This is a genomic window from Ruegeria alba (assembly GCF_022321465.1).
Taxonomy (GTDB): Bacteria; Pseudomonadota; Alphaproteobacteria; order Rhodobacterales; family Rhodobacteraceae; genus Ruegeria_B; species Ruegeria_B alba.
The window spans coordinates 81,254-106,934 of record NZ_JAKOEM010000005.1 but is presented as its reverse complement, the minus strand read 5'-3'; the positions used below and the strand labels follow the sequence as shown (position 1 = coordinate 106,934).

At 64.4% G+C, this 25,681-nt stretch carries 30 protein-coding genes; 12 read left to right on the top strand and 18 right to left on the bottom strand.

All coding sequences use genetic code 11. From position 1 onward, the window contains the following. Positions 1 to 91 precede the first annotated feature (91 nt). The 8 genes from MB818_RS08395 to MB818_RS08360 all read right to left on the bottom strand — a co-directional run bounded on the left by MB818_RS08395 (position 92) and on the right by MB818_RS08360 (position 5,515). Positions 92 to 901, bottom strand: coding sequence for an ABC transporter permease (locus MB818_RS08395; protein WP_234137782.1), 810 nt, complete (start codon positions 899 to 901; stop codon positions 92 to 94). After that, positions 898 to 1,785: an ABC transporter permease gene (locus MB818_RS08390; RefSeq protein ID WP_234216265.1), complete on the bottom strand. Its 888-nt coding sequence runs from the start codon at positions 1,783 to 1,785 to the stop codon at positions 898 to 900. The genes MB818_RS08395 and MB818_RS08390 overlap by 4 nt, the downstream gene beginning before the upstream one ends. Before the next feature lie 84 nt (positions 1,786 to 1,869). After that, positions 1,870 to 2,592, bottom strand: a complete 723-nt coding sequence (locus MB818_RS08385; protein ID WP_234184122.1) for a transporter substrate-binding domain-containing protein — start codon at positions 2,590 to 2,592, stop codon at positions 1,870 to 1,872. 31 nt (positions 2,593 to 2,623) lie between these two features. Then, a complete protein-coding gene (locus tag MB818_RS08380) occupies positions 2,624 to 3,400 on the bottom strand; it encodes an ABC transporter ATP-binding protein (RefSeq protein ID WP_234137785.1) in 777 nt (258 codons plus the stop codon). A gap of 109 nt (positions 3,401 to 3,509) precedes the next feature. Next, positions 3,510 to 4,262 (bottom strand): phosphate/phosphite/phosphonate ABC transporter substrate-binding protein, encoded by a 753-nt coding sequence (locus tag MB818_RS08375; protein WP_234137786.1) that lies wholly within the window; start codon positions 4,260 to 4,262, stop codon positions 3,510 to 3,512. Then, complete coding sequence (locus MB818_RS08370) at positions 4,259 to 4,696, bottom strand: tellurite resistance TerB family protein (protein ID WP_234137787.1); 438 nt, start codon at positions 4,694 to 4,696, stop codon at positions 4,259 to 4,261. The genes MB818_RS08375 and MB818_RS08370 overlap by 4 nt, the downstream gene beginning before the upstream one ends. Positions 4,697 to 4,735: 39 nt before the next feature. After that, positions 4,736 to 5,179 (bottom strand): tellurite resistance TerB family protein, encoded by a 444-nt coding sequence (locus MB818_RS08365; protein ID WP_234162981.1) that lies wholly within the window; start codon positions 5,177 to 5,179, stop codon positions 4,736 to 4,738. A gap of 42 nt (positions 5,180 to 5,221) precedes the next feature. Continuing rightward, positions 5,222 to 5,515: a DUF1330 domain-containing protein gene (locus tag MB818_RS08360; RefSeq protein WP_234137789.1), complete on the bottom strand. Its 294-nt coding sequence runs from the start codon at positions 5,513 to 5,515 to the stop codon at positions 5,222 to 5,224. A 96-nt stretch (positions 5,516 to 5,611) separates the two neighbouring features. On the opposite strand from MB818_RS08360, the gene MB818_RS08355 reads away from it, so the two are divergent. Next, positions 5,612 to 6,652 carry a dipeptidase gene (locus tag MB818_RS08355; RefSeq protein ID WP_234216263.1) on the top strand — a complete coding sequence of 347 codons (1,041 nt, stop codon included), beginning with the start codon at positions 5,612 to 5,614 and terminating at the stop codon, positions 6,650 to 6,652. A gap of 192 nt (positions 6,653 to 6,844) precedes the next feature. Here MB818_RS08355 and pyrG read toward each other — a convergent pair whose 3' ends face one another. Together pyrG and secG are read right to left on the bottom strand one after the other, a co-directional pair. Next, positions 6,845 to 8,488 (bottom strand): CTP synthase, encoded by a 1,644-nt coding sequence (gene pyrG, locus MB818_RS08350; protein ID WP_238904778.1) that lies wholly within the window; start codon positions 8,486 to 8,488, stop codon positions 6,845 to 6,847. Positions 8,489 to 8,650: 162 nt separating this feature from the next. Beyond that, positions 8,651 to 9,016 carry a preprotein translocase subunit SecG gene (secG, locus tag MB818_RS08345; protein WP_238904777.1) on the bottom strand — a complete coding sequence of 122 codons (366 nt, stop codon included), beginning with the start codon at positions 9,014 to 9,016 and terminating at the stop codon, positions 8,651 to 8,653. A 150-nt stretch (positions 9,017 to 9,166) separates the two neighbouring features. Here secG and nthA point away from each other — a divergent pair, with 150 nt between their 5' ends. Genes nthA through MB818_RS08330 form a run of 3 tightly spaced genes read left to right on the top strand, consistent with a single transcriptional unit; the run spans position 9,167 to position 10,781 of the window. After that, entirely contained in the window at positions 9,167 to 9,781 is a 615-nt protein-coding gene (gene nthA / locus MB818_RS08340) for a nitrile hydratase subunit alpha (RefSeq protein ID WP_238904775.1), read from the top strand. After that, positions 9,778 to 10,452, top strand: a complete 675-nt coding sequence (nthB, locus tag MB818_RS08335; protein ID WP_238904774.1) for a nitrile hydratase subunit beta — start codon at positions 9,778 to 9,780, stop codon at positions 10,450 to 10,452. Before nthA ends, nthB begins: the two co-directional genes overlap by 4 nt. Beyond that, positions 10,449 to 10,781: a nitrile hydratase accessory protein gene (locus MB818_RS08330; protein WP_238904773.1), complete on the top strand. Its 333-nt coding sequence runs from the start codon at positions 10,449 to 10,451 to the stop codon at positions 10,779 to 10,781. The genes nthB and MB818_RS08330 overlap by 4 nt, the downstream gene beginning before the upstream one ends. Here the strand turns inward: MB818_RS08330 and MB818_RS08325 are convergent, their stop codons facing one another. Further along, positions 10,782 to 11,015, bottom strand: a complete 234-nt coding sequence (locus tag MB818_RS08325) for a DUF2842 domain-containing protein (RefSeq protein ID WP_234137796.1) — start codon at positions 11,013 to 11,015, stop codon at positions 10,782 to 10,784. Further along, positions 11,015 to 12,310 carry an adenylosuccinate synthase gene (locus MB818_RS08320; RefSeq protein WP_234137797.1) on the bottom strand — a complete coding sequence of 432 codons (1,296 nt, stop codon included), beginning with the start codon at positions 12,308 to 12,310 and terminating at the stop codon, positions 11,015 to 11,017. Before MB818_RS08320 ends, MB818_RS08325 begins: the two co-directional genes overlap by 1 nt. 156 nt (positions 12,311 to 12,466) lie before the next feature. Between MB818_RS08320 and MB818_RS08315 the strand changes: the two genes are divergently transcribed. Beyond that, positions 12,467 to 12,862 carry a DUF6524 family protein gene (locus MB818_RS08315; protein ID WP_234137798.1) on the top strand — a complete coding sequence of 132 codons (396 nt, stop codon included), beginning with the start codon at positions 12,467 to 12,469 and terminating at the stop codon, positions 12,860 to 12,862. A gap of 74 nt (positions 12,863 to 12,936) precedes the next feature. Here MB818_RS08315 and MB818_RS08310 read toward each other — a convergent pair whose 3' ends face one another. Beyond that, a complete protein-coding gene (locus tag MB818_RS08310; protein ID WP_439653280.1) occupies positions 12,937 to 14,865 on the bottom strand; it encodes a hypothetical protein in 1,929 nt (642 codons plus the stop codon). Between the two features lie 139 nt (positions 14,866 to 15,004). Between MB818_RS08310 and MB818_RS08305 the strand changes: the two genes are divergently transcribed. Next, on the top strand, positions 15,005 to 15,697 hold the full coding sequence (locus tag MB818_RS08305; protein ID WP_234137800.1) for a thiamine diphosphokinase: 693 nt from the start codon (positions 15,005 to 15,007) through the stop codon (positions 15,695 to 15,697). Here MB818_RS08305 and MB818_RS08300 read toward each other — a convergent pair. The 5 genes from MB818_RS08300 to MB818_RS08280 all read right to left on the bottom strand — a co-directional run bounded on the left by MB818_RS08300 (position 15,642) and on the right by MB818_RS08280 (position 20,153). Next, on the bottom strand, positions 15,642 to 16,556 hold the full coding sequence (locus MB818_RS08300) for a DMT family transporter (protein WP_234166940.1): 915 nt from the start codon (positions 16,554 to 16,556) through the stop codon (positions 15,642 to 15,644). The genes MB818_RS08305 and MB818_RS08300 overlap by 56 nt on opposite strands. Positions 16,557 to 16,691: 135 nt before the next feature. After that, a complete protein-coding gene (locus tag MB818_RS08295; protein WP_234166939.1) occupies positions 16,692 to 18,065 on the bottom strand; it encodes an L-serine ammonia-lyase in 1,374 nt (457 codons plus the stop codon). Between the two features lies 1 nt (position 18,066). Then, positions 18,067 to 18,768 (bottom strand): glutathione S-transferase family protein, encoded by a 702-nt coding sequence (locus MB818_RS08290; protein WP_238904768.1) that lies wholly within the window; start codon positions 18,766 to 18,768, stop codon positions 18,067 to 18,069. An 82-nt stretch (positions 18,769 to 18,850) separates the two neighbouring features. Beyond that, positions 18,851 to 19,627, bottom strand: a complete 777-nt coding sequence (locus MB818_RS08285; protein ID WP_238904765.1) for a methyltransferase domain-containing protein — start codon at positions 19,625 to 19,627, stop codon at positions 18,851 to 18,853. 88 nt (positions 19,628 to 19,715) lie between these two features. Beyond that, positions 19,716 to 20,153 carry a hypothetical protein gene (locus tag MB818_RS08280; RefSeq protein ID WP_234184103.1) on the bottom strand — a complete coding sequence of 146 codons (438 nt, stop codon included), beginning with the start codon at positions 20,151 to 20,153 and terminating at the stop codon, positions 19,716 to 19,718. A 75-nt stretch (positions 20,154 to 20,228) separates the two neighbouring features. On the opposite strand from MB818_RS08280, the gene MB818_RS08275 reads away from it, so the two are divergent. From MB818_RS08275 to MB818_RS08250, 6 genes are all read left to right on the top strand, one after another. Further along, positions 20,229 to 20,660, top strand: coding sequence for a MarR family winged helix-turn-helix transcriptional regulator (locus MB818_RS08275; RefSeq protein ID WP_238904762.1), 432 nt, complete (start codon positions 20,229 to 20,231; stop codon positions 20,658 to 20,660). Between the two features lie 92 nt (positions 20,661 to 20,752). Continuing rightward, the gene (rpiA, locus tag MB818_RS08270) at positions 20,753 to 21,541 is read left to right on the top strand and encodes a ribose-5-phosphate isomerase RpiA (protein ID WP_234137807.1); all 789 of its coding nucleotides are present in this window, start codon (positions 20,753 to 20,755) and stop codon (positions 21,539 to 21,541) included. A 141-nt stretch (positions 21,542 to 21,682) separates the two neighbouring features. After that, positions 21,683 to 23,041, top strand: coding sequence for a glutathione-disulfide reductase (gene gor, locus MB818_RS08265; RefSeq protein ID WP_238904759.1), 1,359 nt, complete (start codon positions 21,683 to 21,685; stop codon positions 23,039 to 23,041). A 74-nt stretch (positions 23,042 to 23,115) separates the two neighbouring features. Further along, a complete protein-coding gene (gene hflK, locus MB818_RS08260) occupies positions 23,116 to 24,267 on the top strand; it encodes an FtsH protease activity modulator HflK (protein ID WP_234162976.1) in 1,152 nt (383 codons plus the stop codon). Further along, positions 24,267 to 25,142, top strand: a complete 876-nt coding sequence (gene hflC, locus MB818_RS08255) for a protease modulator HflC (RefSeq protein ID WP_234137810.1) — start codon at positions 24,267 to 24,269, stop codon at positions 25,140 to 25,142. Before hflK ends, hflC begins: the two co-directional genes overlap by 1 nt. A gap of 337 nt (positions 25,143 to 25,479) precedes the next feature. Then, positions 25,480 to 25,677: a DUF2065 family protein gene (locus tag MB818_RS08250; RefSeq protein ID WP_255700005.1), complete on the top strand. Its 198-nt coding sequence runs from the start codon at positions 25,480 to 25,482 to the stop codon at positions 25,675 to 25,677. Positions 25,678 to 25,681: the final 4 nt, after the last annotated feature.

The window sequence follows — 25,681 nt, the reverse complement described above, 5'->3', positions numbered from 1 at the left end:
CCGGTCCCGGATCAAACCATGTCCAGACAGCCAAGGCGGCAGGTTGGGAGTAGCAGCCAGACCAGCACCCCGTGACCCCCACGGGAAAGGGTCACCGCATCAGGTTGGGGCGCAGGCGCATCTTGGGCCGGCGTTCGGCGGGCAGGTGCCGGTTCAGCCGCGTGTTTATCACACCGAACACGCCCACCACCGCCAGGGTCAGCAGGATGAAATAAAAGGCGAGAATCGGGTAGGGGACGAACGGGTTGAACGTCTTGTCCGCGAAATAGCTGGCGTAATACAGCGCATCGCCACGCTGTTGCCAGGCCGGGAAGGCCGAAAAGAACACCAGCGTGGTGGCGTGAAACAGAAAGATCGCCTCGTTCGTATAGGCGGGCCATGCCAGCCGCATCATGGTAGGCCAGACGATGCGGCGGAACCGGGGCCAGCCGCTCATGCCATAGGCGTCAGCGGCTTCGACATCGCCCTTGGGGATCGTGCGCAGCGCGCCATAGAAGATCTCGGCAGAATAGGCGGCGGTGTTCATGAACAGCACGATCAGCGCACCCGCCCAGGCCGAGGTCAGCATGTCGAACATCGGATAGCTCTTCTTCAGCGACAGGAAGAAGAAATAGGCAAAGAAGAACTGGATGAAGAGGGGCGAGCCGCGGAAGATGAAGATGAACCATTCCGCCGGTTTCCGCGCCCAGGGGTTGGACGCGCTTTTGCCCAGTGCCAGGGTGACGGCCAGGAAATAGCCGGTGACCAGCGCCATCAGGCCGAAATAGATGTTCCAGATCATGCCAGAGCCGATCAGAGTGAACTGCTCGCACAGGGTAAAGTCGGACCGGGGCAACAGTCGCTCGCCGATACCGATCGCGCGCAGGCCATAGTCCTGGATGGTGTCGATGCAGGATTTCATGCCGCGGCCTCCTTGCGCAGGGCCTCACCGCCGGTGGTGGCCTGGCCGTGGCTGAGGCGGACGGTCAGCCTCTCAAGCAATATCTCCGAGATACGGGTGAAGCTCAGGTAGAAGACCAGCAGGAACAGGAAATACCACATGCGCCAGTCGCCATGGGGATAGTCGGTGAACTTGGAGGTCTTGGTGCCGCCGATCTCGCGCGCCCAATAGACGATATCCTCGATCCCCAGCAGGAACAGCAGCGGGGTTGCCTTGATCAGGATCAGCCACAGGTTCGACAGGCCGGGCAGGGCATAGATCCACATCTGCGGCACCAGGATGCGCCAGAAGGTCTGGCGCCGGGACATGCCATAGGCGGCGGCGGTTTCAAGCTGGGCATGGGGCACGGCGCGCATGCCACCGCGCAACACGTTGGCCGCGAAGGCGCCGAAAACGATGGCAAAGGTCACCACCGCCAGGAAAAAGGAATAGGTCTGATGCACCCATTCCGCCGCCCGGCCCAGCGGCAGCTTGGCATCGGGGCAGACCAGAAAATCGTTGCCCTGCCGGATCGGATCGGTCCAGTCGGGGCACAGGATCTGATGCCGGGTCCATTCGAACGCCTGATCCAGCGCGATCACGAAGAACAGGAAGAAGGCAATGTCGGGCACGCCGCGCATGATCGCGATATAGCCCTCGCCCAGCCAGCGCAGCGGCGGCAGCGTGGCCCGCGTGGCCATGGCCCCGGCAAAGCCCACCGCCAGCGCCACCGGGGCGGTGACCAGCAGCAGAACCAGAACCTTGAGGAAGGACAAGTAGAAGGACAGGTGCACGCCGTTGGTCAGAAAGCAGGAGAACCAGCGGACCGTGTCCAGCGTGTCGGGATCGGTGCAGTAGGAGAACATCGGCGGGCCTTTGCGGGGCAGGGCGCGGCAATGGTGGCCGCATGGGATCGGGCCTGCCGCGATCGGCAGGCCCGCCCGCAGGGTTTATTCGTAAACGGCGGCGTCTTCGCCGAACCATTTCTTGATCATGGTGTTCAGCGTGCCGTCCTCTTTCATCGAGGTGATGGCCGCGTCGAACTTGCCGCGAAGCTCGCCGTCGCTTTCGCGCAGACCCATGCCGACGCCACCGCCCAGCGGTACGTCATCGCCCACGAACATCAGCTCGCCGCCCGATTCTTCGACGATCGGAACCAGATAGTCCCGGTCGGCAAAGACCGCATCGGCTTCGCCGTTACGGACGGCGGCGATGGTTTCCTCGGGCGTGGCGAATTCCACCAGCGTCGCACCGCTTTCGGCGATGTATCCGGCCTGGATGGTGGCGGTCTGGGCCGCGACGATGCCCGACAGGTCGGCGCCATCAGAGGCGGCGACATAGGACGAGGCGGTCGGCGGGATGTAGTTCTGGGTGAAGTCGATCACCTCGTCCCGCTCGTCGGTGATCGACATGCCGGCGATGATGGTGTCGTAGTTGCCCGACACCAGGTTGGGGATGATCGAATCCCAGTCGTTCTTGACCCACTCGCAGGTCAGGCCGGCGCGCTTGCACAGCTCGTCGCCCAGTTCGCGCTCGAACCCGTCGACTTCACCCGCGTCGTTGATGAAGTTGTACGGAGGATACGCGCCCTCGGTGCCCATGCGCACGGTGTCGGCCATGGCCATGCCGGCGGTCAGCGCCAGCGCGGCGGTGGTCAGAATCAGTTTCTTCATTGAGAGACTCCCATTGTCGTTGGTATTTTGATTATGCGGCCTTGGTGACGGAAAGAAAGCCCTGCAAACGCTCGGATTTCGGCGCTGCAAAGATATCTTCGGCGGTCCCCTCTTCCTCGACCAGCCCCTGGTGGAGGAAGATGACATGGGACGAGATATCGGCGGCCATCTTCATGTCATGGGTGACGATGATCATGGTGCGGCCCTCGGCGGCCAGGTCCCGGATCACCTTGATGACTTCCTGCTCCAGTTCGGGGTCGAGCGCCGAAGTCGGCTCGTCGAACAACAGCGCCTGCGGCTCCATGCACAGGCCGCGCGCGATGGCAGCGCGCTGCTGCTGGCCACCCGACAGCTGGGCCGGGTAATTGTCGCATTTGTCGCCGATCCCCACTTTGTCGAGATAGCGCCGCGCGCTCTCCTCGACCTCGGCCCGGTCGCGGCCCAGCACGTGGATCGGCGCCTCCATCACGTTTTGCAGGATGGTCATATGGGCCCACAGGTTGAACTGCTGGAACACCATGCTCAGGTTCGTGCGAATGCGCAGCACCTGTTTGGGGTCGGCCGGGCGGCGGGAACTGCCGCTGCCGGTCCAGCGGACCGGTTCGCCGTTGAACAGGATCTCGCCCTGCTGGCTGTCCTCGAGCAGGTTGCAGCAACGAAGCAGCGTGGATTTGCCCGATCCCGATGAGCCGATCAACGACACCACGTCGCCGCGATGGGCGGTGATATCGACACCTTTGAGGACTTCGAGCTGGCCAAAGCTCTTGTGCAGGTTCTTGATCTGGATAACGGGGGCGGTTTCTGTCACGTGGTGTCCCGATGTCTTGTTTTGCGTGTTAGGGCGGTACTAGGTCGGAAAAACCGACACATTGCAATGTTCAAATCGACGGTTTGTACCGGTTAACCCGACGAAATGATCAGTCTGCGGAACAAATAGCAGACGGTGCCGGCGGATTGGGGATGCTCAGATAAGCCGAGGCAGGAATGTCAACCAGCCCCTTGAGATGCAGTGCCGCACGATCGGCCGGGTCCAGATTCGCAATCGCCGTCCGGACGGCGGCGGCAATAGCGGCGGCATCCCGTCCCGGCGCAGTGATATAGGGCAGCACCGGGGTGGGCGTGGTATGGGCCACCTCGCGCAGCCGCGCACCCAGATCGGTGTGTTCGCAGAGCAACGTCCAGGTCAGCGCATCCAGCGCCGCCAGATCGGCCCGCCCCTCGGCCACGGCCGCGGCCGAGGCCGCATGCGCGCCGCTTTCCAGCAGCGCGGCAGGGGCCAGCCCGGCCCCTTGCAGATGGGTTACAGGCGCCGCCCAACCCGACTGCGACAGCGCCTCGTTATAGGCAAAGGTGCCAGTCGCCAGCTCGGGCAGGTCGCGCGTATCGTCGACCCGCGCCACAAAGACGGATCGGTAATGCCCCGGCGCGCAGCCCGGCAGCCCGTAATCGGGAGTGCCCACCAGCTGCACATGGCCATGCAAACGGGTGCGATAGGGCATGCCGCAGGTCTGCGCCAGCACCAGTTCGGGATCGCGCCAGATCGCCCAGACATCGCGTGTCCGGTCGAGCGTTTCGGGGCCATATCCCAGTTCGGCGCGGACCAAGGCCCAGAACCGGTCATTGGCGGCGCGCAGGGGCGGCATGTCATACATGCCCAGCATGGCGGTCATCGGCTTGCCGCTTTTTGCCGTGCCAGGGCCGAGTCACGGTCGTTGACGCCCAGCAGGTTTGCCACCAGCCGCAACAGCGCGTCCTCTTCCTGGGCGCGTTCCCCATCGGCCAGTACCACCGACCACAACGCCTCGACCACGGCGCGGCGCTCCTCATAGGCGACGGCCTCCTTGATCGCGCGGGTAAAGCGGACGGTATCGGGTGCCTCGGCCTCCAGCTCTTCGGCGCGGGCGCGCAGCTGCGCCGTCTCGAACGGGCTCAGCCCATAGCGGGCGGCTGCGATCCGGTCGATCCGGTCCCGCTCGGCCTGGGCATAGTCATTGTCCGCGCGGGCGATCCGCACCAAGAGCGCGGTCAGCGCCAGACGCGCATCGCCATCGTCAAGCGGCGCGGGCTGCGGCTGTGTCAGCCGGGTCAGAAACTCTCGGAACATGGCGACTCCATCCGGGTCTGGTCGTTGGTGGCGACGGACCTAGCCCGCGCGCGCCAGTATGCGGTCGCGGGCGCCGTCGCTGTCCTTGCGGCTGAGACCCATGGCAATCCGCGCCTCTTCGACGATCTTCAGCTCACCCTCGCGTTGCAGACCATCGGCCAGCACCACTTCCCAAAGCGCATCCAGCGCGGCAAGCCGCTCTTCGAGGCCCGTGGTCTCGCGGATCAGCTTGCCGAAGGTATCGGTGTCGGGCGCGGCGGCGTGCAGCTTTTCGCAGGTTGCGCGCACCTTGGCCGCCTCTATGGCGTTGTGACCATAGAGCCGGGCCAGGATCCGGTCGATCAGGCTGATCTCCTCGACCTGGTATTCGCGGTCCGCCTTGGCCACGCGCACCAGAAGCGCACCCAGCGCAAGCTCGGCATCGGGGTCGGGCAGCGGCGTCGGAGAAGGCGGGCGAAAGGCCTGAAGGAACTTTTTCAGCATGGGCGCAATCTATCCCATATGTTGCGTCTGGCCAAGCGTGTTCTACCCGTCATAGCCTTGGATGATAACCAGATCGCCGGTCGAGACCGGGTCACGCAGGGCCTTGGCCGCCTGATAGCCGGGACTGTCGTAACAGGCCAGCGCCGCCTCATAGCTGGGAAACTCGATCACCACGGTGCGCGCGCGGGCCTGGCCCTCGCGCGTCTCGCTCCCGCCACCACGGACCAGGAACCGGGCGCCATATTCGGCAAAAGGCGCCGCGTTGGCCGCGATATAACTCTTGTAAGTGTCCATGTCGTCCACATCCACATGGGCGACCCAGTATCCTTTGGGCATGATTGTCTCCTCGTCGTTCGGGGCGCAGGGTGGCGCGCAACGCCCGGCGATGCAATCCCGCTTGTGTAGGCGCGGAAATCGGGCAAACTTGCTGGCATGATTGTCTTCGATGGCCATAACGATGTCTTGACCGAGCTCGCCCGCGCCGGTGGCCGGGCTGCCGCGGGTGGGTTCCTGACCGGGCTGCCGGGGCAACTCGACCTGCCGCGCGCGCGGGCTGGGGGGTTTGGTGGCGGTTTCTTCGCGCTTTGGGCGCGTTCTGACGGTGCCACGGATTTCAGCGCGCTGGGCCCGGAATACGATCTGCCTCTGCCCGAACCGGTGCCCGAACCGCAGGCCTGGGAGATGATCCGGGCCCAGGCCGACACGCTGGTGGCGCTGGAAGAGGCAGGAGCGCTGCGGATCTGTACCAGCACTGGCCAGATCGCGCGGGCTCGGGACGAAGGGCTGTTGGCCGCAATCCTGCATCTGGAAGGGGCCGAGGGAATCGGCTCCGATTTCTATGAACTCGAGGAGCTATACGCGCTGGGTCTGCGCTCGCTCGGGCCGGTCTGGAGCCGGCCCAACGCCTTTGGTCACGGTGTACCGTTCTGCTATCCTTCCGGCCCCGATATCGGGCCGGGCCTGACCGAGCGCGGCCGCGCCCTGATCGCGCGCTGCGCCGAGATGCGGATCCTGGTCGATCTCAGCCACCTGAACCTGGCCGGCTTCCGTGACGTGGCGGCGATATCGACGCGCCCGCTGGTGGCGACCCATTCCAACGCCCATGCACGGGTACCGCATGCGCGCAACCTGACCGATGAACAGCTGCGGATCATGGCCGAGAGCGGAGGCCTGGCGGGGGTGAATTTCGAATCCACCTTCCTGCGCCCCGACGGGCGCCCGGACGATGACATTCCCGCAGCGTGGCTGATGTCGCAATTCGACCACTTGCTGGACAGGCTGGGCGAGGAGGGCGTGGCAATCGGCTCGGATTACGATGGCTGCACGCCGCCTGGCTGGCTCAATTCGGTCGACAAGTTGCCGGCCCTGATCGAGGCAATGGAGCGGCACGGCTATCCTGCGGCCCGGATCGAGCGCATCTGCTGGGGCAACTGGATGCGGGTGCTGGCCGAGACCTGGGGCGAGTCCGCCTGATCGCTGTCAAATTGAGCGCCTGCGGCGCATTCGTCTGGTGCCGCACCTTTGGTGCGGAATGCGAGGCGCTGCCTCGCGCTCCGGAGTATTGCGGACCAGAAAGAAGCCTAAATCCCGTCCTGCTTCTTTCTGGTTCCAAATATCTCTGGGGGAGTCACCGCAGGGGACGGTGGCAGAGCCCCCAACCGCCGTTCAGACCAGGCGCGAGCTTTCCTTGGCCGCGCGCACGAAATCGGCAAATAGCGGGTGCGGGTCGAAGGGTTTCGATTTCAGCTCGGGGTGGTACTGAACGCCGATGAACCACGGGTGATCCGTCCATTCGACGATCTCGGGCAGGCGTCCATCGGGCGACATGCCCGAGAAGCAGAGGCCCGCCTTTTCCAGCTGTTCGCGGTATTTGATATCCACCTCGTAGCGGTGGCGGTGGCGTTCTTCGATCGCGGTGCCGCCATAGACCTCGGCCACTCTGGAGCCTTCCTTGAGAACCGCGTCATAGGCGCCCAGCCTCATGGTACCGCCCTTGTCGTCATCGACTTTGCGGCTGACCTTGTAATTGCCCTGCACCCATTCCTTGAGGTGATAGACTACCGGTTCGAACCGTTTCTTGCCGGCCTCGTGGTCGAATTCCTCGGAGCCAGCTCCGGCGATGCCGGCCACATTGCGCGCCGCCTCGATCACCGCCATCTGCATGCCCAGGCAGATGCCCAGATAGGGGACCTGGTGTTCGCGGGCATATTGCGCCGCCTTGATCTTGCCCTCGGTGCCGCGTTCGCCAAAGCCGCCGGGCACAAGAATGGCGTGGAAACCTTCGAGATGGGGGGCGGGGTCTTCCTTTTCAAAGATCTCTGCATCGACCCATTCGATGCGCACCTTGACCCGGTTGGCCATTCCGCCATGTGTCAGCGCCTCGGCGATAGACTTATAGGCGTCTTCGAGCTGTACGTATTTGCCGACGATCGCGATCTTGACGTCGCCTTCGGGGTTGTGGACGCGGTCGCTTACATCCTCCCATTTCGACAGGTCCGGTTTGGGCGCGGGGCTGATCTGGAACGCGTCGAGCACCGCCTGATCCAGCCCCTCGCGGTGATAGGCCAGCGGCGCGTCATAGATCGAACTCAGATCCTGTGCAGCGATCACGCTGTCGGGACGCACATTGCAGAACAACGCCAGCTTCTCGCGCTCCTTCTGCGGGATCGGGCCTTCGGAGCGGCAGACCAGGATATCGGGGGCCAGACCGATCGAACGCAGCTCCTTGACCGAGTGCTGGGTGGGCTTGGTCTTCAGCTCGCCGGACGCCTTGATATAGGGCAGCAGGGTGAGGTGCATGAAGATGCACTGGCCGCGCGGCTTGTCCTGGGAAAACTGGCGGATCGCCTCGAAGAAGGGCAGGCCCTCGATATCGCCGACGGTGCCGCCGATCTCGCAGAGCATGAAATCGACCTCGTCCTCGCCGATCGAGATGAAATCCTTGATCTCGTTGGTGACGTGGGGAATGACCTGGATGGTCTTGCCGAGGTAGTCGCCGCGCCGCTCTTTCTCCAGCACGTTGGAATAGATCCGGCCCGAGCTGACCGAGTCCGTCTTGCGCGCCGCCACCCCGGTGAAGCGTTCGTAATGGCCGAGGTCCAGGTCGGTCTCCGCACCGTCATCGGTGACGAAGACCTCGCCATGTTCAAAAGGCGACATGGTGCCCGGATCGACGTTCAGATAGGGGTCGAGCTTGCGCAGGCGGACTGAGAAGCCGCGCGCTTGCAGCAACGCGCCCAATGCGGCCGAGGCCAGACCTTTGCCAAGCGAAGAAACGACACCGCCGGTGATGAAGATAAAACGTGCCATGAGTGTTCGGCTGCCCCCGTGAGAAGTCATAAATCAGCTGCCCGGCGGTTTCGGAAAAACCGCAGCATCACGGGACTTCACGTATAAAGGATTCGCGCCAATTGCGCAAGAGAACCGCAAGATGCTGTTGCGGCCCTCACCAGGAGTGCAAACTGTTGTAGATCAGTCGGCCTTGGGCACCAGGGGTGCATTGTCGCCCGCACTGGGCGGCAACAGGTCGCTACCTGCTGGAACGCTGGGTGTCGCCGGTTCGGATGCCGCAGGCGCGGGAACGCCCAGACGGTCGATGACCGAGGTGCCCGATGCCTTTTGCGCCGCGATCACGGTCAGGGTGATCGAGGTCACGATGAACGCGATGGCCAGAACCCAGGTCACCTTGCTGAGCGCGGTTGCGGCCGCCCGGCCGGTCATCACGCCGCCGCCGCCGCCACCCATGCCCAGGCCGCCACCTTCGGACCGCTGCATCAGGACGACGGCGATCAGGCCCAGAGCCAGGAGAAGGTGAATGATGAGGACGACGTTTTCCATGGTATTCCTGCGGCCGGTGGCGTGTACCGCGTGGTATCTATGCAAGTTTGCCCGCAGGGGCAAGTCGCGAGTTTGGATCACCTGCGGTTAAGCGGCCGATCACATCAAAGAGGCTGGACAGGGATGGGGCGTCGCGGCAGTCTTTGCGCCATGCCACATGACCATCACGACCACCCGCATTCCCTTCTTCCCCCGGACCCGGCGCTGCGCGTCAAGGCGTTGGAGACGATCCTGACCCGCAAGGGGCTGATCGATCCGGCCGCGCTGGACGAGATCATCGACACCTATCAGAATCGCATCGGCCCGCAGAACGGGGCGCGTGTGGTGGCGCGGGCCTGGGCCGATCCGGCGTTCAAGACGGCGCTGTTGGCCGATGCCATGCCGCTGTTGACCGAGCTGGGATATTACGGGAGGCAGGGTGAACACATGGTCGTGGTCGAGAACACGCCCGAGACCCATAACATGGTCGTCTGCACCCTGTGCAGTTGCTATCCTTGGCCGCTGTTGGGCATTCCGCCGGGCTGGTACAAATCCGACGCCTATCGCGCGCGCGCCGTGCGCGAGCCACGCAAGGTGCTGGCCGAGTTCGGGGTGAGCCTGCCCGAGGGGACCGCGGTACGCGTGTGGGATTCGACGGCCGAGATCCGCTATCTGGTGCTGCCGATGCGGCCCGAGGGGAGCGAGGGACTGGACGAGGAGGCGCTGGCCGAACTGGTGACGCGCGACAGCATGATCGGCACCGGGCTGGCGCGGGTGCCCGCATGACGCGGGTGCATGACATGGGCGGGCGGTTCGGCGATGGGGCTATCACGCCCGAGGGTGACGGCATCCCGCGCTTGGGCGACTGGCAGGCGCGGGCCTTGGCGCTGACCTTGGCGGCGGGGGCGCTGGGACAGTGGAACATAGACGTCTCGCGCCATGCGCGCGAGCGGCTGTCACCGGCGGATTATGGCCGTTTCAGCTATTTCGAGAAGTGGATCGCGGCGCTGGCCGATCTGCTGGTCGAGACCGGAGTGCTGACCGAGGAAGACCTGCGTGGAGACGGCGCGGCGGGGGCTCACCCGCTGGCCGAACGCGCGATGAAGGCCGAGGCGGTCGCGGGCGTGCTGGCGCGCGGCGGTCCGGCGGACCGCCCGTCGAACGTGGCGGCGCGGTTCGAGGTGGGGCAGGCAGTGCGCACCCTGCGCCCGGCGGCGAACCGGCTGGTCGATGGCGGCCATACCCGGCTTCCCACCTATGCGGCGGGTGCGCGCGGGCGGATCGTGCTGAAACACGGCAGCCATGTATTGCCCGACAGCAATGCGCACCGGCTGGGCGAGGCCCCCGAGCCGCTTTATGCGGTGGCCTTTCCGGCCTCGGAGCTGTGGGCCGACCCCGAGGCGCCGGGGGATGAGGTGGTGCTGGACCTCTGGCAGAGCTATCTGGAGCCGGCATGAGCGAGTGCCCCGATATCGCGGCCCCCGAGCCGGTCTTTGCCGAGCCCTGGCATGCGCAGGTCTTTGCCCTGACGGTGCATCTGAACGAGGCGGGGCGGTTCACCTGGGCCGAGTGGGTGGACCGGTTTTCCGCCACGTTGAAACGGCACGGGCTGTCGCGCGACCTGGGCGGGGGCGAGGATTACTTCAACGCGTGGCTGGAGACGTTGGAGAGGCTTCTGAGTGAGGCAGGCGAGGCCGCCCCCGAGGAACGCGCCGAAATGCGCGCGGCCTGGGAGCGTGCCTATCTGACAACGCCACATGGCCAGCCGGTGCGGCTGGCCGAGTGATCAGCCCCTGTCGTCGGGGTCGGCCTGACCGACCCCGCGAAACACGGCCTTGAACGGCAGGATCCAGAGGATCCCGAGGCCGACGAAAATCACCAGTTCGACCAGCACAGGCAACCCGTCGAACCGGGCGCGTAGCCAATCCGTCAGGGTGACCGCCACCACGATGTAAAGCGGCAGCGCCACCAGCAGGACGACCAGCGACCAGCGGCGGCGGGCCTTGTGCGACAGCGCCATCAGTCGGCGAACGGGTCGGTCACCAGGATGGTGTCCTCCCGCTCCGGGCTGGTCGAGAGCATGGCGACCGGGCAGTCGATCAGTTCCTCGACACGGCGGACATATTTGATCGCATTGGCGGGCAGGTCGGCCCAGCTGCGCGCGCCCTCGGTCGATTCCGACCAGCCGGGCATTTCCTCGTAGATGGGCGTGCAGCGCGCCTGTTGGTCGGCGGCGGTGGGCAGGTAATCGAGCCGGGTACCGTCCAGATCGTAGCCGACGCAGATTTTCAACGTCTCGAACCCGTCCAGCACGTCAAGCTTGGTCAGCGCGATGCCGTTGATACCGCTGGTGGCGCAGGTCTGGCGCAACAGCGCCGCGTCGAACCAGCCGCAGCGCCGCTTGCGCCCGGTCGTGGTGCCAAACTCATGGCCGCGCGTGCCAAGCCGTTCGCCATCGGCGTCGTGCAGTTCGGTGGGGAAGGGGCCTTCGCCGACGCGGGTGGTATAGGCCTTGACGATGCCCAGAACGAAGTCGATCGAGTTCGGGCCGATGCCCACCCCGGTGGCCGATTGCCCGGCAATCACGTTCGACGAGGTGACAAAGGGGTAAGTGCCAAAATCGATATCCAGAAGCGCGCCCTGGGCGCCTTCGAACAGGATGCGCTTGCCCGCCTTGCGCTTCTCGTTGAGCACTTTCCAGACCGGTGCGGCAAAGGGCAGGATGCGCGGCGCGATCTCTTTCAGCTGCGCGATCAGCGCGTCGCGATCGACCGGCTCGACACCCAGCCCCTTGCGCAGGGGATTGTGGTGCTGCAATGCGCGGTCGACACGGGCGACCAGTGTGGCCTCGTCTGCCAGATCGGCAACGCGGATGGCGCGGCGGCCCACCTTGTCCTCGTAAGCCGGGCCGATGCCGCGGCCCGTGGTACCGATCTTGGTTCCCTTGCTGGCCGCCTCTTCACGGGCCCTGTCAAGTTCGCCGTGAAAGGGCAGGATCAGCGGCGTGTTCTCGGCGATCATCAGCGTCTCGGGGGTGATCTCGACACCCTGCGCCCGCACGGTCTCGATCTCGCCCATCAGGTGCCAGGGGTCCAGCACCACGCCATTGCCGATCACGCTCAGCTTGCCGCCGCGCACCACGCCCGAGGGCAGCGCGTGCAGCTTGTAGACCTTGCTGTCGATCACCAGCGTATGGCCGGCATTGTGGCCGCCCTGAAAGCGCGCGATCACATCGGCACGCTCGCTGAGCCAATCCACGATCTTGCCCTTACCCTCGTCGCCCCATTGGGCGCCGACAACGACGACGTTGGCCATATCTGGTCCTTTGCTGGTGTTACAAACCCGCGCCCATATACCGGTGCGCGCGCGGCAGGGAAACCGCATTTTCGCCGCATGTGATCTGAATCACTGGACAGATTCGTCTATATGGGCGATTCCTAGCGGCAAAAAAAAGAACAGGCGGTTCGGGACATGGGCGTTTTCCTGCGATGGATGTTTGCCTTCGGGTTGTTGGCGCTGACCTACAACCCGACGGAGATTAACTATGTCAGATGGGCATACTGGAACTACCAGACCCATCTGTCTGTGGCCGTATTCATGGGGCTACTTCTGACGATTGGCTATATCATCTACTTGCGTGCGACCCTGCGCTCGATCGGCCCGTTCGGTATGGCACTGGTGTTGTCGGTCATCGCCTCGTTGCTCTGGGTCCTTTTCGATTTCGGCCTGCTGCATCTCGATAATACAACTGTGAATGTATGGCTTGGTATCTTTGCTTTGTCGGTTGTGTTGGGGGTTGGCCTGAGCTGGAGCCATGTACGGCGACACTTGGCCGGGCAATCCGATGTCGATGACGTGGATGAGTGAGGCAAGGCCCTTGAAGTGCAAAACGGCACCGCGATATCGGGGTGCCGTTTTGCGCTTTTGAGCTATTTAGCGGGTCAGCCCGCAGCTCGGTTATCGGGGCGGAACCCGATCTGACCCGAGGCAGTGAATTGACCGCTGGCGGTCTTTTTCAGCTTGCCCTCGCGCAGAAGTTGCCCGAATGAGCGCAGCCCGTCCTCGCGATTGAATTCCTGATCGTCAAGCTGTCGTACTTTGTTCATCAGTTGCGGGCGAGAGAACTGGTCGTGACCCTCGACAAAAGACAGGTACGAGGCCGCCGCCTCCAGCAACTCGTGCAGGCCGCTGGCGCCGGTCTCCGCGACATACTTGGCAAAGCCGCCTTCGATGGCTTCGGCAGCGCGTTCGCCCGGCACAAGGTTAGCCACCCGGCGCGGGCGGACTGGGCCACTTGTTGCGGCGCGCTTGGTATCGATGCGCTGCTCGGCCACCAGTTTCAGCGGAGCGGGTCGGTCTGCGACCTGAGCGCGCGGTGTGTTCCCGCTGGTAACCGGACGACGCGGGCGCACCACCTCGGACAGATCGGAACGGTACTCGTCGTCATTGGAATGGGTGCCCATCGTGCCGCCCGCTGACCGCTCGGCCCGGGTCGCGGCAACTGCTGCCCGCATCCGCGAATAGGTTTCGCGGGTGTGGGACAGATCCGGGTCGTCCAGTTTCTCGTCTGCTGCAGCCAACAGTCGGGAAATATCGTCGTTGCCACCGGAGATGGCAGCCTCGTTCGGAAAGGCGGTGTCCTCTTCGGTGTCGTTGTCATCAACCTCATCGAATTCGCTAAAGAGCGAACCGTCGACGTCCGAGGTGTCTTCGTCTTCTTCGTCGAGGTTGAGCAGGTCGATCTCATCGTCCTCTTCGTCGTCGTAAGCCTGATCCGAGTTGCGCTCGGCAAGGTATTCCGCCTCGACCGCGGCCAGCTCGCGCAGCAGATCGTCCTCGTCTTCCGGAGAAAGCGAGCCGGTCATCGGGAGGTCGGCCTCTTCTTCCGCTATCTCGATTTCGCTGCGCTTGATCTTGGTGACGCGGACAGCAACACGCGGATGGATGTCTTCGACCGTCTGTGACGTCTCGTCGGCAATCGCCTCTTCGGCCGCTTCTTCGTCGGGCTCATCCATGTCCGAGACGAAACGCGCGGCAAGTCCGCTGTCGACCTGTTCGAGTGGTGCGACCTCTGCCTCGAGCGTATCGAGTTCGGCTAGGTTGCTGGCATGTTCGTCCTCGGTATAGGGCGTCTGTGCAGGGCTGCCCTGTTCATTCCGAGACACTACGGCCCGGATGCGTTGCAGCTTGGCAGCGATGGAGTCGGGGGCTGCCGGCGTTTCAGGGGCGCTGTCAACCGGTTCAGCCTCGGCCAAGGTATTAATTTCGGCGTCGTCCCAACTGTCCTCTTCATCCTTGGCCAGGTCTTCGAACTGTGCGGAGATGTTGGCGAGCATTGCTTCGCTGTCATCTTCGTCCGTGTCCTCCACCATTCCCTCGTCGATTTCGGCTTCGGCGGTTTGGTCTACCAACGGCGCCTCAGCCGAGGTCTCTTCGGTTGCCTCTTCGACCTGCGCTTCGCCGAACGGTTCGGGCTGCATTTCTGCTACTTTCGGCGCTGTGACCTCAGGTTGGGCCGGGGCGACCTCGGCCGCGGGGGCCTCCGTCAAGGAGGTGGCCGGAGCAGGGTCTGCGGGAACCGGCTCTGAAACCGAAGCGGACACCAGTGCAGCGGGGGCTCCGGCGCGCAGCACGATCCCCTTTTCATCCCGCCGCGCTTCGACCTGACGGGCGATCTCGCGCTCGGCGATCCGGGCAAGCATATCGGCATCCGGCTGCGGCGGTTCAGCGCCGAAATAGCGGTCGTCGGCAGCGAGATCCCGGAAGTACTCGGCAATGGCTTTCATCGTGTCGAAAGAATCGTCGAACCCTTCGAGCGTACAGGAGAATGTCCCATACGAGACGGTCAAGACCTTGTTGTTCTGTACCATGGGATGCTCGTCCTCTACATAGTTGTGCCTAAGCGTTTACCATCCCTTGGGCGTCAATTTCGGCCCGATTCTGTGCAAATGAGCGTATCATTTTGTGACTACAATATGTCCTGTTTCCTGAGGGGGCGACAATCCAGCCATGAATACCGCGATTGTTGAGAAATCGGAACCGGTTACCCTTGTTGGGGGCGGGGATATTGGTCCGGAGGACCTGGAGTTGGCGCTAGAGCGCGCCAGAACACTGGTCGCCGCCGATAGTGGCGCGCTGGTGGCGCTGGCGCAAGGGCGGATGCCCGATGCTGTCATCGGGGATATGGATAGCCTGCCGGCATTGCACCGCGTCCGCATCCCTGACGAGCGGCTTCATTCGATTTCCGAGCAGGACAGCACCGATTTCGACAAGGCTCTGCGCCATATCTCGGCGCCACTTGTGCTGGGGGTCGGATTTCTGGGTGCACGGGTGGATCATCAGCTGGCCACATTCAATGCGATGGTGCGACATGCGGATCGTCCTTGCGTGCTGCTCGGCGCGTCCGAGGCGGTCTTTCACCTGCCGCCCCGGCTGGAGCTGGATCTGGTGCCGGGCGATGTCGTGTCATTGTTCCCGCTGGTGCCGGTGACGGCGCGGTCCGAGGGGCTGTTCTGGCCGCTCGACGGGTTCGTGATGGCACCCGACGGTCAGATCGGCACCTCGAACCGGGCGACCGGGCCGGTGCAGATCGAGTCAGACGGGCCGGGCTTGCTGGCGATCGTGCCGCGCGGGGCGCTGGACGGGGTTATCCGCTGGTTCCTGTCGCCGCGCTGCGGGCGGTGGCCTGCTCGCGGAGGATGACGTAGAGGCCAGCCGCCATTGTGATCAGAATGCCCAATGCCGCCAGCCCGTTGGGCAGGTCGCGGAAGATCAGCCAGCCGATGGCGGTGGCGACGGGGATCTCCAGATATTGCATCGGCGCCAACGTCGCCGAAGGCGCATAGCGCAGCGACCAGGTCATCAACAGATGCGCTGCGGTGCCGAGCAGGCCGATGGAGAGGAGCAGCCAGATCGTTTCTCCTGAGGGTGCGACAAAGGTAAGCGCCTCGACTCCTGAGAGGTGGCCGAGCAGCAGGACCGGAGCCAGCACCAGGCTCGCCATGACGCCCGAGACCGCCTGAAGCGCGATCGGGTCGGTATCCTTGGCCAGTTGCCTTGTAACCAGCATGAAGAGGGCAAAGACCACCGCCACCAGCAGCGGCAGAAGGGCGGGCAGGCCGACCTCGGCAAAGCTGGGCTGGATCACAAGAAGCGTGCCGACAAAGCCAACGATACAGGCGCCAAGGCGGCGGGGGCCAACCTCTTCGCCCAGAACGTACTTGCCCAGCAGCAGCATGATGAAGGGCATGACAAAGGCGATGGCGATGGCATCGGCCAGCGGCAGATAGCGCAAGGCGGTGAACATCGCCCAGATGCCGGTGATGTGCAGCGCGGTGCGCAGGGCGGTCAGGCGCAACAGCCGCCCGCGTAATTGCCAGGGACGCCCGGTGGCCTGGACCAGCGGGATCAGGACCACGGCCTGAATGGCAAAGCGCACCAGCAAGAGCTGCATGGTGGGCATGGTACCGCCCAGCAGCTTGGCCAGCGCGTCGCCCATCGGGGCGAGCACACAGAAACCGAGCATCAGGACGATGCCCAGAAGGGGGCGGTCGGCGGTCATTGTGCGACGCTAGTTTCCCGTTCAGGGTGATACAAGCGTAACGTCGCTCACAAGAAGCGGAATTTTTGCAAAATTCCGGGACAGAAAATCGCGGATTTTCTGGGCCATTTTCTGTGTCAGAAAATGGCGCCCGCCTCAGCAGTTCGGAACATTGACTGCGAGCCCGCCCAGCGAGGTCTCCTTGTATTTCTCGTGCATGTCGGCACCGGTCTGGCGCATGGTCTCGATCACCGCATCCAGCGGCACGAAATGCTTGCCGTCGCCGCGCAAGGCCAGCGAAGCTGCCGAGACCGCCTTGATCGCGGCCAGACCGTTGCGTTCGATACAGGGCACCTGAACCAGACCCTTGACCGGATCGCAGGTCATGCCGAGGTGATGTTCCAGCGCGATTTCGGCGGCGTTTTCCACCTGTTCGGGCGTGCCGCCCATCACCGCGCAGAGGCCTGCCGCCGCCATGGCGGCGGCGCTGCCGACCTCGGCCTGACATCCCGCTTCGGCGCCCGAGATCGAGGCATTGTACTTGACCAGCCCGCCGATGGCGGCGGCGGTCAGCAGGAAATCCTCGACATGGCTGGGCGCCGCGCCCGGCACGTGGTCGAGGTAGTAGCGCAGCACCGCGGGCAGGGTGCCCGCCGCGCCGTTGGTGGGGGCGGTCACAACCTGGCCGCCAGCGGCGTTTTCCTCGTTCACCGCCATGGCATAGACGCTCATCCAGTCGTTGATCGTGTGCGGCGCGTTCAGGTTCATGCCGCGCTCGGCCACCAGCGCGTCATGGATCCCCTTGGCGCGGCGGCGCACATTGAGGCCACCGGGCAGGATGCCATCGGTGGCCAGTCCGCGTTCGATACAGTTGTTCATCACTTCCCAGAGCCGCGCCGTGCCCCTGGCAAAAGAGACCTCGCAGCCACGCGCGATCTCGTTGGCGCGTTTCATCTGGGCGATGGACTTGCCCGATGCGGCGGCCATCTCCAGCATCTCGGCGGCGGATTTGAACGGGTAGGGGACCGGCGGGCCGTCATTGCTGTCCTTGCCCTGGGCCAGTTCCTCTTCGGTCAGGACAAAGCCGCCGCCGACGGAATAGAACACCTGCCGCAGGATCACGTCGCCCTGCGCGTCGGTGGCCATCAGGATCATGCCGTTGGCATGGCCGGGCAGGGTGTGGTCATAGTCGAAGACCAGGTCGCGCTTGGGGTCGAAGGCCAGCTCCGGCAGCCCCTCGGGCGTCACTGTATGTGTCGCGTGGATCGCGGCCAGCGCTTCCTCTGCCTTGTCGTTGTCATAGCTGTCGGGGACAAAGCCCGCGAGGCCAAGGATGGTGGCGCGGTCGGTGGCATGGCCAACGCCGGTAAAGGCCAGCGAGCCATGCAGCGAGCCCTTGACCCCATGAAACTCGAAGGGTGAGGCGCGCATCATGTCGAGGAAACGCGCGGCGGCCACCATCGGCCCCATTGTGTGCGACGAGGACGGGCCGATGCCCACTTTGAACATGTCGAAGACGGAGAGGAACATATCAGGTAGCCGAACCTTCTGGCGGGTTTGCGTGATGAGGGGCGGTGAACGGGGTGTCGCCCAGCCCCTCGGCCACTTGAGTGGCACGGGTGGCGGGGCGGGTTTCCAGCGCTGCGAGGATGCGGTGCAGATGCGGCGTGTCGGTGGCGGCGAACCAGGAGCGGTCGCTGTCCTGCGGATAGAGCGCCAGCCAGCGCATCAGGCAGGCGAGATACCAGCTCAGGATGGACGGGGTGGCGGGCGACAGCCAGTCCGGCGCCCCTGCCGCCACGGCATCGAGCAGGGCCAGATGGGCGCGCAGGCGCGGGCGCAGGCCCGTGCGCAGCGTCTCGACCTGAGCCTCGGCGATGTATTTGTCGGGATAGAACAACATCCGCATATCCGCATGCAGCGTGTTCGAGGCGAAGAACAGCCATTTCAGGAAGGCGCCGCGCGCCGGATCGGCGGGGGCCGGGGCAAGTTGGCCATGCGTATCGGCAAGCCAGAGCAGGATGGCGGCGGTTTCAAAGATCGGACCCTGCGGGGTTTCCAGCACCGGGATCAGCCCGGCGGGGTTGAGCGCGCGATAGGCGGCGCTGTCCTGCGCCCGGCTGGTGCGGTCCACCAGCATGGTTTCATAGGGCAGACCCATATCCTCCAGCGCCAGCCGGATCACCAGCGAGGCGTTGTCGGGGGCGTAATGCAGGCGATAGGGTGCGGTCATGCCCCCGATATAAGATGCACGGGCGATTCTGCATTCACCGATTGCGACGTTTCCCATCGGAAACGCGTAAGCTCGCCGCGAGTCACGGTTTCCGCGCGTGACAGACGAAATGGGTCAGGGAAAAGAAGAACCGACCTGCGCGCGCCAGCTCCTGCTGCTCCTGTGCCCAGGATCGCGCCTCGGGTTCGGGCATTGCGTCTGTCTGGATGGCATAGGCGGTCATCAGGCGGATCATCGTCGCGGCCAGCCCATCGGGTCGCAGCTGCGTGTCGCAAAAGGCAAGCGGTGTCGTGCTGACCGCGCGAAACCCGCCCTCGGCCAGCAGCGCAGGCAGCCGCGCGGGCACATCGCGGCAAGCGAGGTGGCGGTCCCAGATGCGGCACATCTCGGCCATGCGCTCGGGCTGGTCGCTGTGCCAGGTGAGCGTGTCGAAATGCATGTCGCCGATCACCAGCCGGCCACCGGGCTTCAGGGCGCGAAAGAGTTCGGCCAGCGGTGGGCGCATGTCGTGGAAGTATTCGAACACTTGCAGCGAGACCGCGCCGTCGAGGCTGTTTTCATCGCAGGGCAGCGCCTCGGCGTGGCCCTCCAGGAAGGTGACATTGCCGCGATCCGTGCAGCGGGCGCGCGCGAGATCGAGCATGTCGGGGCTGGGATCAAGACCCAGCACATGACCGGTGTCGCCCACCGCGCGGGACAGGTCGAGTGTCAAGAGGCCGTTGCCACAGCCCAGATCCAGCAATCGATCTCCCGGCGATGGTGACAGCGCATCGAAACTGGCGCAGCGGCGGCGGGTGACATCGGCGCCCTGATAAGCATCCTCCAGAACGCGGGCGGTGTCTTCGTCGAATTGCAGCATGCGATTGCTCCTCCTGCCGCGACCATAGCACATTCAGCGAAGCGCCCAAAAATCGGCCGGGCCCGGCAGGGCCTTGCCCTGTTCGGAGTCACCCTGCGCGGCGGCGGCGCAAGGCCAGACCTGCGCGCAGGTTCAGCGTCAGCAGGGTGATGTTGGTGGCCCCCGCCAGCAGCTCCAGCGCCTGCACGAAATAGAAGAGCGTGTCGAACTGGCCCGCATTGGCGCGGAGGGCGAGGAACACGGCGCTGGGCAGCAGGACCAGCAACCCGTTGGCGGCGATCAGCTTCATCCGCCGCGATTTGGCAGCAACCTCGGGCAGGCGCCAGCCCTTGCCCAAGGCCGCGCCGGTGGCGCCAGCTGTGGCCATGGCCGGGATCAGCAGCGCCATGCCGTAAAGGATCGCCGTCTTGACCTGCGCGATCTGGGCATGGGTTCCGAATAGCTCGACCAGCGCGGTCGAGCTCCAGAAACACGCGATGGTGAGCAGGGCGATGGCACCGCTGAGCGCGTGCAGTTTGAGTTTCATCCTGGGTCTCCAATTAAATAGCGTGCTATGTAAATAATGTTGCATAGCACGCTATGCAAGAGGTAGGTCGCAGGGATGGATCAGTTTCAACACAATTCGGCCGGGTATCTGGCCAATCACATGGCGCGGCTCTTTGCGGCGGGGCTGGCGCGGCGCATCCAGCCGCTGGGGCTCGCCCCGGCACAGTTCATGGTGCTGTTGGAACTGTGGCACAGCGACGGGCGTACCCAGGCCGACCTGACGGCGGCGCTGGATGTGGAGCAGGCGACCATGGCCAATACGCTCAAGCGGATGGAGCGGGACGGGCTGATCCGGCGCTTGCCGTCCGAGGAGGACCGCCGCGCCCGGCTGATCCATCTGACCGACCGCGCCCGCGCGCTTGAGGCAGAGGCCAAAACGGCGGCAGGGGCGCAGAATGCGCAGGCGCTGTCGGGTCTGGACGCGGCAGAGCGCGCGACATTCATCGCACTGATGCGCCGGGTGATCGGCAATATGCAACGGGGCTGAGGGGCGGGTCTGGGGCTGACGGCCGGATTTGGTCTCGCAGTTGGGCGGGGCGTTGCGTATAACGCTGGCAATCATCGACAGGGGATACTGCCATGACCGGAGAACTCTCGCCCATCGACAAGGCGAAATTCGTTGCCGCCAAGCGGGCGGCGGATCTGGTCGAGGATGGTATGAGGGTCGGCCTCGGGACAGGGTCCACAGCCGCCTGGCTGGTGCGCTGCCTGGGCGAGATGGTGCGCAAGGAAGGGTTGAAGATGCGCGGCGTTCCGACCTCGACCCGCACCGCGCAGCTGGCGCGCGAGGTGGGGATCGAGATCATCACGCTGGACGAGGCGCGCTGGCTTGATATCACCATCGACGGAGCCGACGAATTCGATGGCGATCTGAACCTGATCAAGGGCGGCGGCGGCGCGCTGCTCCACGAAAAGATCGTGGCGACAGCCTCGGACCAGATGGTGGTGATTGCCGATGTCGGCAAGGAAGTGGGCCGTCTGGGCGCCTTTCCCCTGCCGGTCGAGGTGATCCCCTTTGGCTGGCAGACCACCCAGGCGCTTTTGGAGGAGACGCTGATCTCGATGGACGTGCTGGGGCGGACGGCGACCTTGCGGATGAACGGCGACACACCGTTCATCACCGACGAGGGCAACCATATCCTGGACCTGCACCTGCAACGGATCGGCAATGCCCGTCAGGTGGCGCTGGTGCTGAACCAGATCCCCGGCGTGGTGGAAAATGGCCTGTTCATCGACATTTGTGACACGGTCGTGGTGGGCCATGGTGACGGGCGGGTGGAAATCCGCGACATCAACCAGGGCACGGTGGAACATGACCGGCTGGATTTTGTCGAAAGCGACAACCTTTTTACCGATCTGGCGGATTGAGCGGGCGCTCACGCGGGCGTGATCGGCGTTGTTTTCGGCAGGGCCGGCCATATGTGAACAGCTCACGCAGGGCCGACCGGCCGGCACAGGATCAAAAGGCCGCCGCCCGGCTGGGCAGCGGCGGGACTACGAGGCGAACAGATGAGTTTTGACTACGACCTTTTTGTCATCGGCGGCGGTTCGGGCGGCGTGCGCGCGGCGCGCGTTGCGGCGGGCGAGACCGGGGCCAAGGTGGCACTGGCCGAAGAGGACCGCTATGGCGGCACCTGCGTGATCCGGGGCTGCGTGCCGAAAAAGCTGATGGTGTTCGCCAGCGAATATGCCGGCATGGTCGAGGACGCGCAGGCCTATGGCTGGGACATCCAGCCGGGCGCGTTCGACTGGGACGTGTTTCGCACCAAGCTGTACAAAGAGCTGGACCGGCTGGAAGGCGTCTATCGCAACATCCTCAAGAACAACGGGGTCGAGACCTTCGACACCCGCGCGCGGCTGGTCGATGCCCATACGGTCGAACTGTCCGACGGCACCCGCAAGAGCGCGAAACATATCCTGATCGCTACCGGCGGCCGTCCGGTCAAGCCCGAGATCAAGGGCGCCGAGCTGGGCATCACCTCGAACGAGATTTTCCATCTGGAGAAGCTGCCCGAGCGGATGCTGATCGTGGGCGGTGGTTACATCGCCTGCGAATTTGCGGGCATCATGAATGGTATGGGCGTCGAGGTGACCCAGTATTATCGCGGCGCCCAGATCCTGCGTGGTTTCGATGACGAGGCGCGCGGGCTGGTCAGCGAGGAGATGTGCCAGAACGGCATCAGGCTGCACCTGGGCACCAATGTGCTGGAGATGGAACGCGAGGGCGACCGGATCCGGGTCAAGGCCACCAATGGCGACGAGGAACTCTTTGACCAGGTGATGTTCGCCACCGGCCGGGTGCCCAATGCCGACGATCTGGGGCTTGAGGGGTTGGGAGTCGAGCTGGGCCGCAAGGGTCAGATCGTGGTGGACGACTACAGCCAGACGGCGGTGCCTTCGATCTTTGCCATTGGCGATGTGACCGACCGGGTCAACCTGACGCCGGTTGCGATCCGCGAGGGCATGGCCTTTGTCGACACCGTGTTCCGGGGCAAGCCGACCCCGGTCGATCACGAGTTGATCCCGACCGCGATCTTTACCCAGCCCGAGATGGGCACCGTGGGGCTGAGCGAGGAAGACGCCGCGGCGCAGGAGCCGGTCGAGATCTATGCGACCTCGTTCAAGCCGATGCAGACAGCCTTTGCCGGGCGCAGCCAGCGGGTGCTGATGAAACTGATCGTATCCAAGGCCACGCGCAAGGTATTGGGCTGTCATATCGTGGCACCCGGCGCGGGCGAGATGATCCAGCTGGCTGGCATCGCGGTCAAGATGGGCGCCACCAAAGAGGACTTCGACCGGACGGTTGCGGTTCACCCGGTAATGGCCGAAGAACTGGTCACCCTGCGGCAACCGGTCCGCAGCGCTTGATTTACGGAGCGAAATGCTCAGGTTAAGGAACAGGCCGGTCACGGCCGTGTGAACAACAAGGAGACGGAAACCAGATGGCGGGCAACTCAGGTGGCCCCTGGGGGGGCGGAGGCTCTTCCGGTGGCGGCGGAAACAGGGGAAACAATGGCGGTCAGCGGCCGCCCGAAGGTGATGGCCCGCAGATCCCCGAGATCGACGAATTGGTCAAGAAGGGCCAGGAACAGCTGCGCGTCCTGATGGGCGGGCGCGGCGGAACCGGCAATCGGGGCGGCGGCAACGGTCGCGGCACCGGCGGTGGCGGTGGCCCGGCCTTTACCCGCGGCACGCTGGGTCTGGGCCTTGTGGTTGCGATCGGTCTCTGGGGTATGGCAAGTTTCTATACCGTCAAACCCGAAGAACAGTCGGTGGAACTGTTTCTGGGCGAGTTTTCCGGCATCGGCACCGAGGGTCTGAACTTTGCGCCCTGGCCGCTGGTCACCGCTGAGGTGATCCCGGTCAAGGTCGAACAGACCGAGACCATCGGCTCGGGCGGGCGCGGCAGCGATGCCGGGCTGATGCTGACTGGCGACGAGAACATCGTTGATATCGACTTCCAGGTGGTGTGGAACATCACTGATCCGGCCAATTTCCTGTTCAACCTGCGCGACCCGCGCCAGACCATTCAGGCGGTGTCGGAATCGGCCATGCGCGAGATCATCGCGCAGTCGGAACTGGCGCCGATCCTCAACCGGGACCGTGCGGTCATCGCCGAGCGGCTCGAAGAGCTGATCCAGATGACGCTGGACAGCTATAACTCGGGCATCAACATCGTCCGGGTCAACTTTGACGGGGCCGACCCGCCAGAGCCGGTCAAGGATGCCTTCCGCGAGGTGCAGTCGGCGGGTCAGGAACGCGACCGGCTGGAAAAGCAGGCCGATGCCTATGCCAACACGGTTCTGGCCGGTGCGCGCGGTGAAGCGGCGCAGGTGCTGGAAGAGGCCGAAGGCTATCGCGCCCGCGTGGTCAACGAGGCCCAGGGTGAGGCCAGCCGCTTCTCGGCGGTGCTCGAAGAATATTCCAAGGCGCCCGACGTGACCCGCAAGCGTCTCTATCTGGAGCGGATGGAGCAGGTGCTGGGCGATATCGACAAAGTGATCCTGGACAGTGACGGGGCGGGCAGCCAGGGCGTGGTGCCCTATCTGCCGCTCAACGAACTGCGCAAATCCGGCGACAAGGAGAACAACTGATGCGGAAATCGACCTTTCTCCTGCCCATCGTCGTGGTGCTGGTCGCGCTGGGCCTGTCGTCGCTGTTCATCGTGGATGAACGCGAAAAGGCGCTGGTGCTGCAATTCGGTCGTGTGATCGACGTCAAGGAAGAGCCGGGACTGGCCTTCAAGATCCCGCTGATCCAGGAAGTGGTGCGCTATGACGACCGCATCCTGAGCCGCGAGGTCGGCCCGCTGGAAGTCACCCCGCTGGATGACCGCCGACTGGTGGTCGACGCCTTTGCCCGCTATCGCATCACCGATGTGCGGCAGTTCCGTCAGGCGGTGGGTGCCGGTGGTATCGCAACCGCCGAGACGCGTCTGGACTCGATCCTGCGCGCCAAGACCCGCGAGATCCTCGGCTCGGTCAGCTCGAACGACATCCTCAGTTCCGACCGTGCCGCGCTGATGCTGCGCATCCGCAACGGCGCCATCGCCGAGGCACGCGATCTGGGGCTCGAGGTGATCGACGTGCGCCTGAAACGCACCGACCTGCCCGAAGCCAACCTGAACGCCACCTTTGCCCGGATGCGGGCCGAGCGCGAACGCGAAGCCGCCGACGAGGTGGCACGCGGTAACGAGGCGGCGCAGCGGATCCGGGCGCAGGCCGACCGGACCGTGGTCGAGCTGGTCTCCGAGGCGCGCCGCGAGGCCGAGATCGTCCGAGGCGAGGCCGATGCGCAAAGAAACGCCATCTTTGCTCAAGCCTTTGGCAAGGACCCGGAGTTCTTCGAATTCTACCGTTCGCTCTCGGCCTATGAAAAGGCGCTGCAAGGGGGCAACAGCTCGATGGTGATGAGCCCGGATTCGGAGTTCTTCAACTATCTGAAATCGCCCTCGGGCGCCGCGAAATAACCCAAGCGGCATCGACGGATACCGAAAGGGCCGGCCTCTGTGCCGGCCCTTTTCGCGTTCTTCTGACAGTCACCTTGATCCGTGGCTATGAATGCCCTCAAATACGGCAAAACCGGATGTAGGAACCTGATATGCGCTTGATCGACAGCTGTAACGCCGCTTTGGCACAGCGCGCCCGAAGGACGGTAGTCGCTGGGACATCGCTGAGGTGCGGCCAATCCAGCGCTGATGCGTGGGCGCTTCGATGCATCGAAATGCTTGCGGTATTTGTGCCCGATCCGGCTGGCGGGGGAAGCTATTCCAGCTTGTGTGTTCGGACACGTTCTGGCGTAAACATATGATCGGGTTGGTTTTGCTTGCCCTCGGGCTGGTGCTGATCGCCGAGGGGGCGGTCTATGCGCTGGCGCCCGGCATGGTGGAAAGGCTGCTCGAGATGCTGCGCAGCCTGCCATTGGCGGCGCGGCGGCAGACCGGCCTGCTGAGCATGGTGTTTGGCCTGATTTTGGTCTGGGGTGCCTATCAGATCGGGTTTTGACCTT

Coding starts and splice junctions, on each gene's coding strand:
- nthB (WP_238904774.1), top strand. CDS start 9,778: ATGACGCGGGTGCATGACATGGGCGGGCGGTTCGGCGATGGGGCTATC.
- MB818_RS08390 (WP_234216265.1), bottom strand. CDS start 1,785: ATGTTCTCCTACTGCACCGATCCCGACACGCTGGACACGGTCCGCTGG.
- MB818_RS08355 (WP_234216263.1), top strand. CDS start 5,612: ATGATTGTCTTCGATGGCCATAACGATGTCTTGACCGAGCTCGCCCGC.
- MB818_RS08280 (WP_234184103.1), bottom strand. CDS start 20,153: ATGAAACTCAAACTGCACGCGCTCAGCGGTGCCATCGCCCTGCTCACC.
- MB818_RS08325 (WP_234137796.1), bottom strand. CDS start 11,015: ATGGCGCTGTCGCACAAGGCCCGCCGCCGCTGGTCGCTGGTCGTCCTG.
- MB818_RS08370 (WP_234137787.1), bottom strand. CDS start 4,696: ATGTTCCGAGAGTTTCTGACCCGGCTGACACAGCCGCAGCCCGCGCCG.
- hflK (WP_234162976.1), top strand. CDS start 23,116: ATGGCGGGCAACTCAGGTGGCCCCTGGGGGGGCGGAGGCTCTTCCGGT.
- MB818_RS08360 (WP_234137789.1), bottom strand. CDS start 5,515: ATGCCCAAAGGATACTGGGTCGCCCATGTGGATGTGGACGACATGGAC.
- hflC (WP_234137810.1), top strand. CDS start 24,267: ATGCGGAAATCGACCTTTCTCCTGCCCATCGTCGTGGTGCTGGTCGCG.
- gor (WP_238904759.1), top strand. CDS start 21,683: ATGAGTTTTGACTACGACCTTTTTGTCATCGGCGGCGGTTCGGGCGGC.
- secG (WP_238904777.1), bottom strand. CDS start 9,016: ATGGAAAACGTCGTCCTCATCATTCACCTTCTCCTGGCTCTGGGCCTG.
- MB818_RS08300 (WP_234166940.1), bottom strand. CDS start 16,556: ATGACCGCCGACCGCCCCCTTCTGGGCATCGTCCTGATGCTCGGTTTC.
- MB818_RS08385 (WP_234184122.1), bottom strand. CDS start 2,592: ATGAAGAAACTGATTCTGACCACCGCCGCGCTGGCGCTGACCGCCGGC.
- MB818_RS08320 (WP_234137797.1), bottom strand. CDS start 12,310: ATGGCCAACGTCGTCGTTGTCGGCGCCCAATGGGGCGACGAGGGTAAG.
- MB818_RS08290 (WP_238904768.1), bottom strand. CDS start 18,768: ATGACCGCACCCTATCGCCTGCATTACGCCCCCGACAACGCCTCGCTG.
- MB818_RS08375 (WP_234137786.1), bottom strand. CDS start 4,262: ATGACCGCCATGCTGGGCATGTATGACATGCCGCCCCTGCGCGCCGCC.
- MB818_RS08250 (WP_255700005.1), top strand. CDS start 25,480: ATGATCGGGTTGGTTTTGCTTGCCCTCGGGCTGGTGCTGATCGCCGAG.
- MB818_RS08305 (WP_234137800.1), top strand. CDS start 15,005: ATGAATACCGCGATTGTTGAGAAATCGGAACCGGTTACCCTTGTTGGG.
- MB818_RS08315 (WP_234137798.1), top strand. CDS start 12,467: ATGGGCGTTTTCCTGCGATGGATGTTTGCCTTCGGGTTGTTGGCGCTG.
- nthA (WP_238904775.1), top strand. CDS start 9,167: ATGCCACATGACCATCACGACCACCCGCATTCCCTTCTTCCCCCGGAC.
- rpiA (WP_234137807.1), top strand. CDS start 20,753: ATGACCGGAGAACTCTCGCCCATCGACAAGGCGAAATTCGTTGCCGCC.
- MB818_RS08285 (WP_238904765.1), bottom strand. CDS start 19,627: ATGCTGCAATTCGACGAAGACACCGCCCGCGTTCTGGAGGATGCTTAT.
- MB818_RS08395 (WP_234137782.1), bottom strand. CDS start 901: ATGAAATCCTGCATCGACACCATCCAGGACTATGGCCTGCGCGCGATC.
- MB818_RS08295 (WP_234166939.1), bottom strand. CDS start 18,065: ATGTTCCTCTCCGTCTTCGACATGTTCAAAGTGGGCATCGGCCCGTCC.
- pyrG (WP_238904778.1), bottom strand. CDS start 8,488: ATGGCACGTTTTATCTTCATCACCGGCGGTGTCGTTTCTTCGCTTGGC.
- MB818_RS08330 (WP_238904773.1), top strand. CDS start 10,449: ATGAGCGAGTGCCCCGATATCGCGGCCCCCGAGCCGGTCTTTGCCGAG.
- MB818_RS08365 (WP_234162981.1), bottom strand. CDS start 5,179: ATGCTGAAAAAGTTCCTTCAGGCCTTTCGCCCGCCTTCTCCGACGCCG.
- MB818_RS08310 (WP_439653280.1), bottom strand. CDS start 14,865: ATGGTACAGAACAACAAGGTCTTGACCGTCTCGTATGGGACATTCTCC.
- MB818_RS08275 (WP_238904762.1), top strand. CDS start 20,229: ATGGATCAGTTTCAACACAATTCGGCCGGGTATCTGGCCAATCACATG.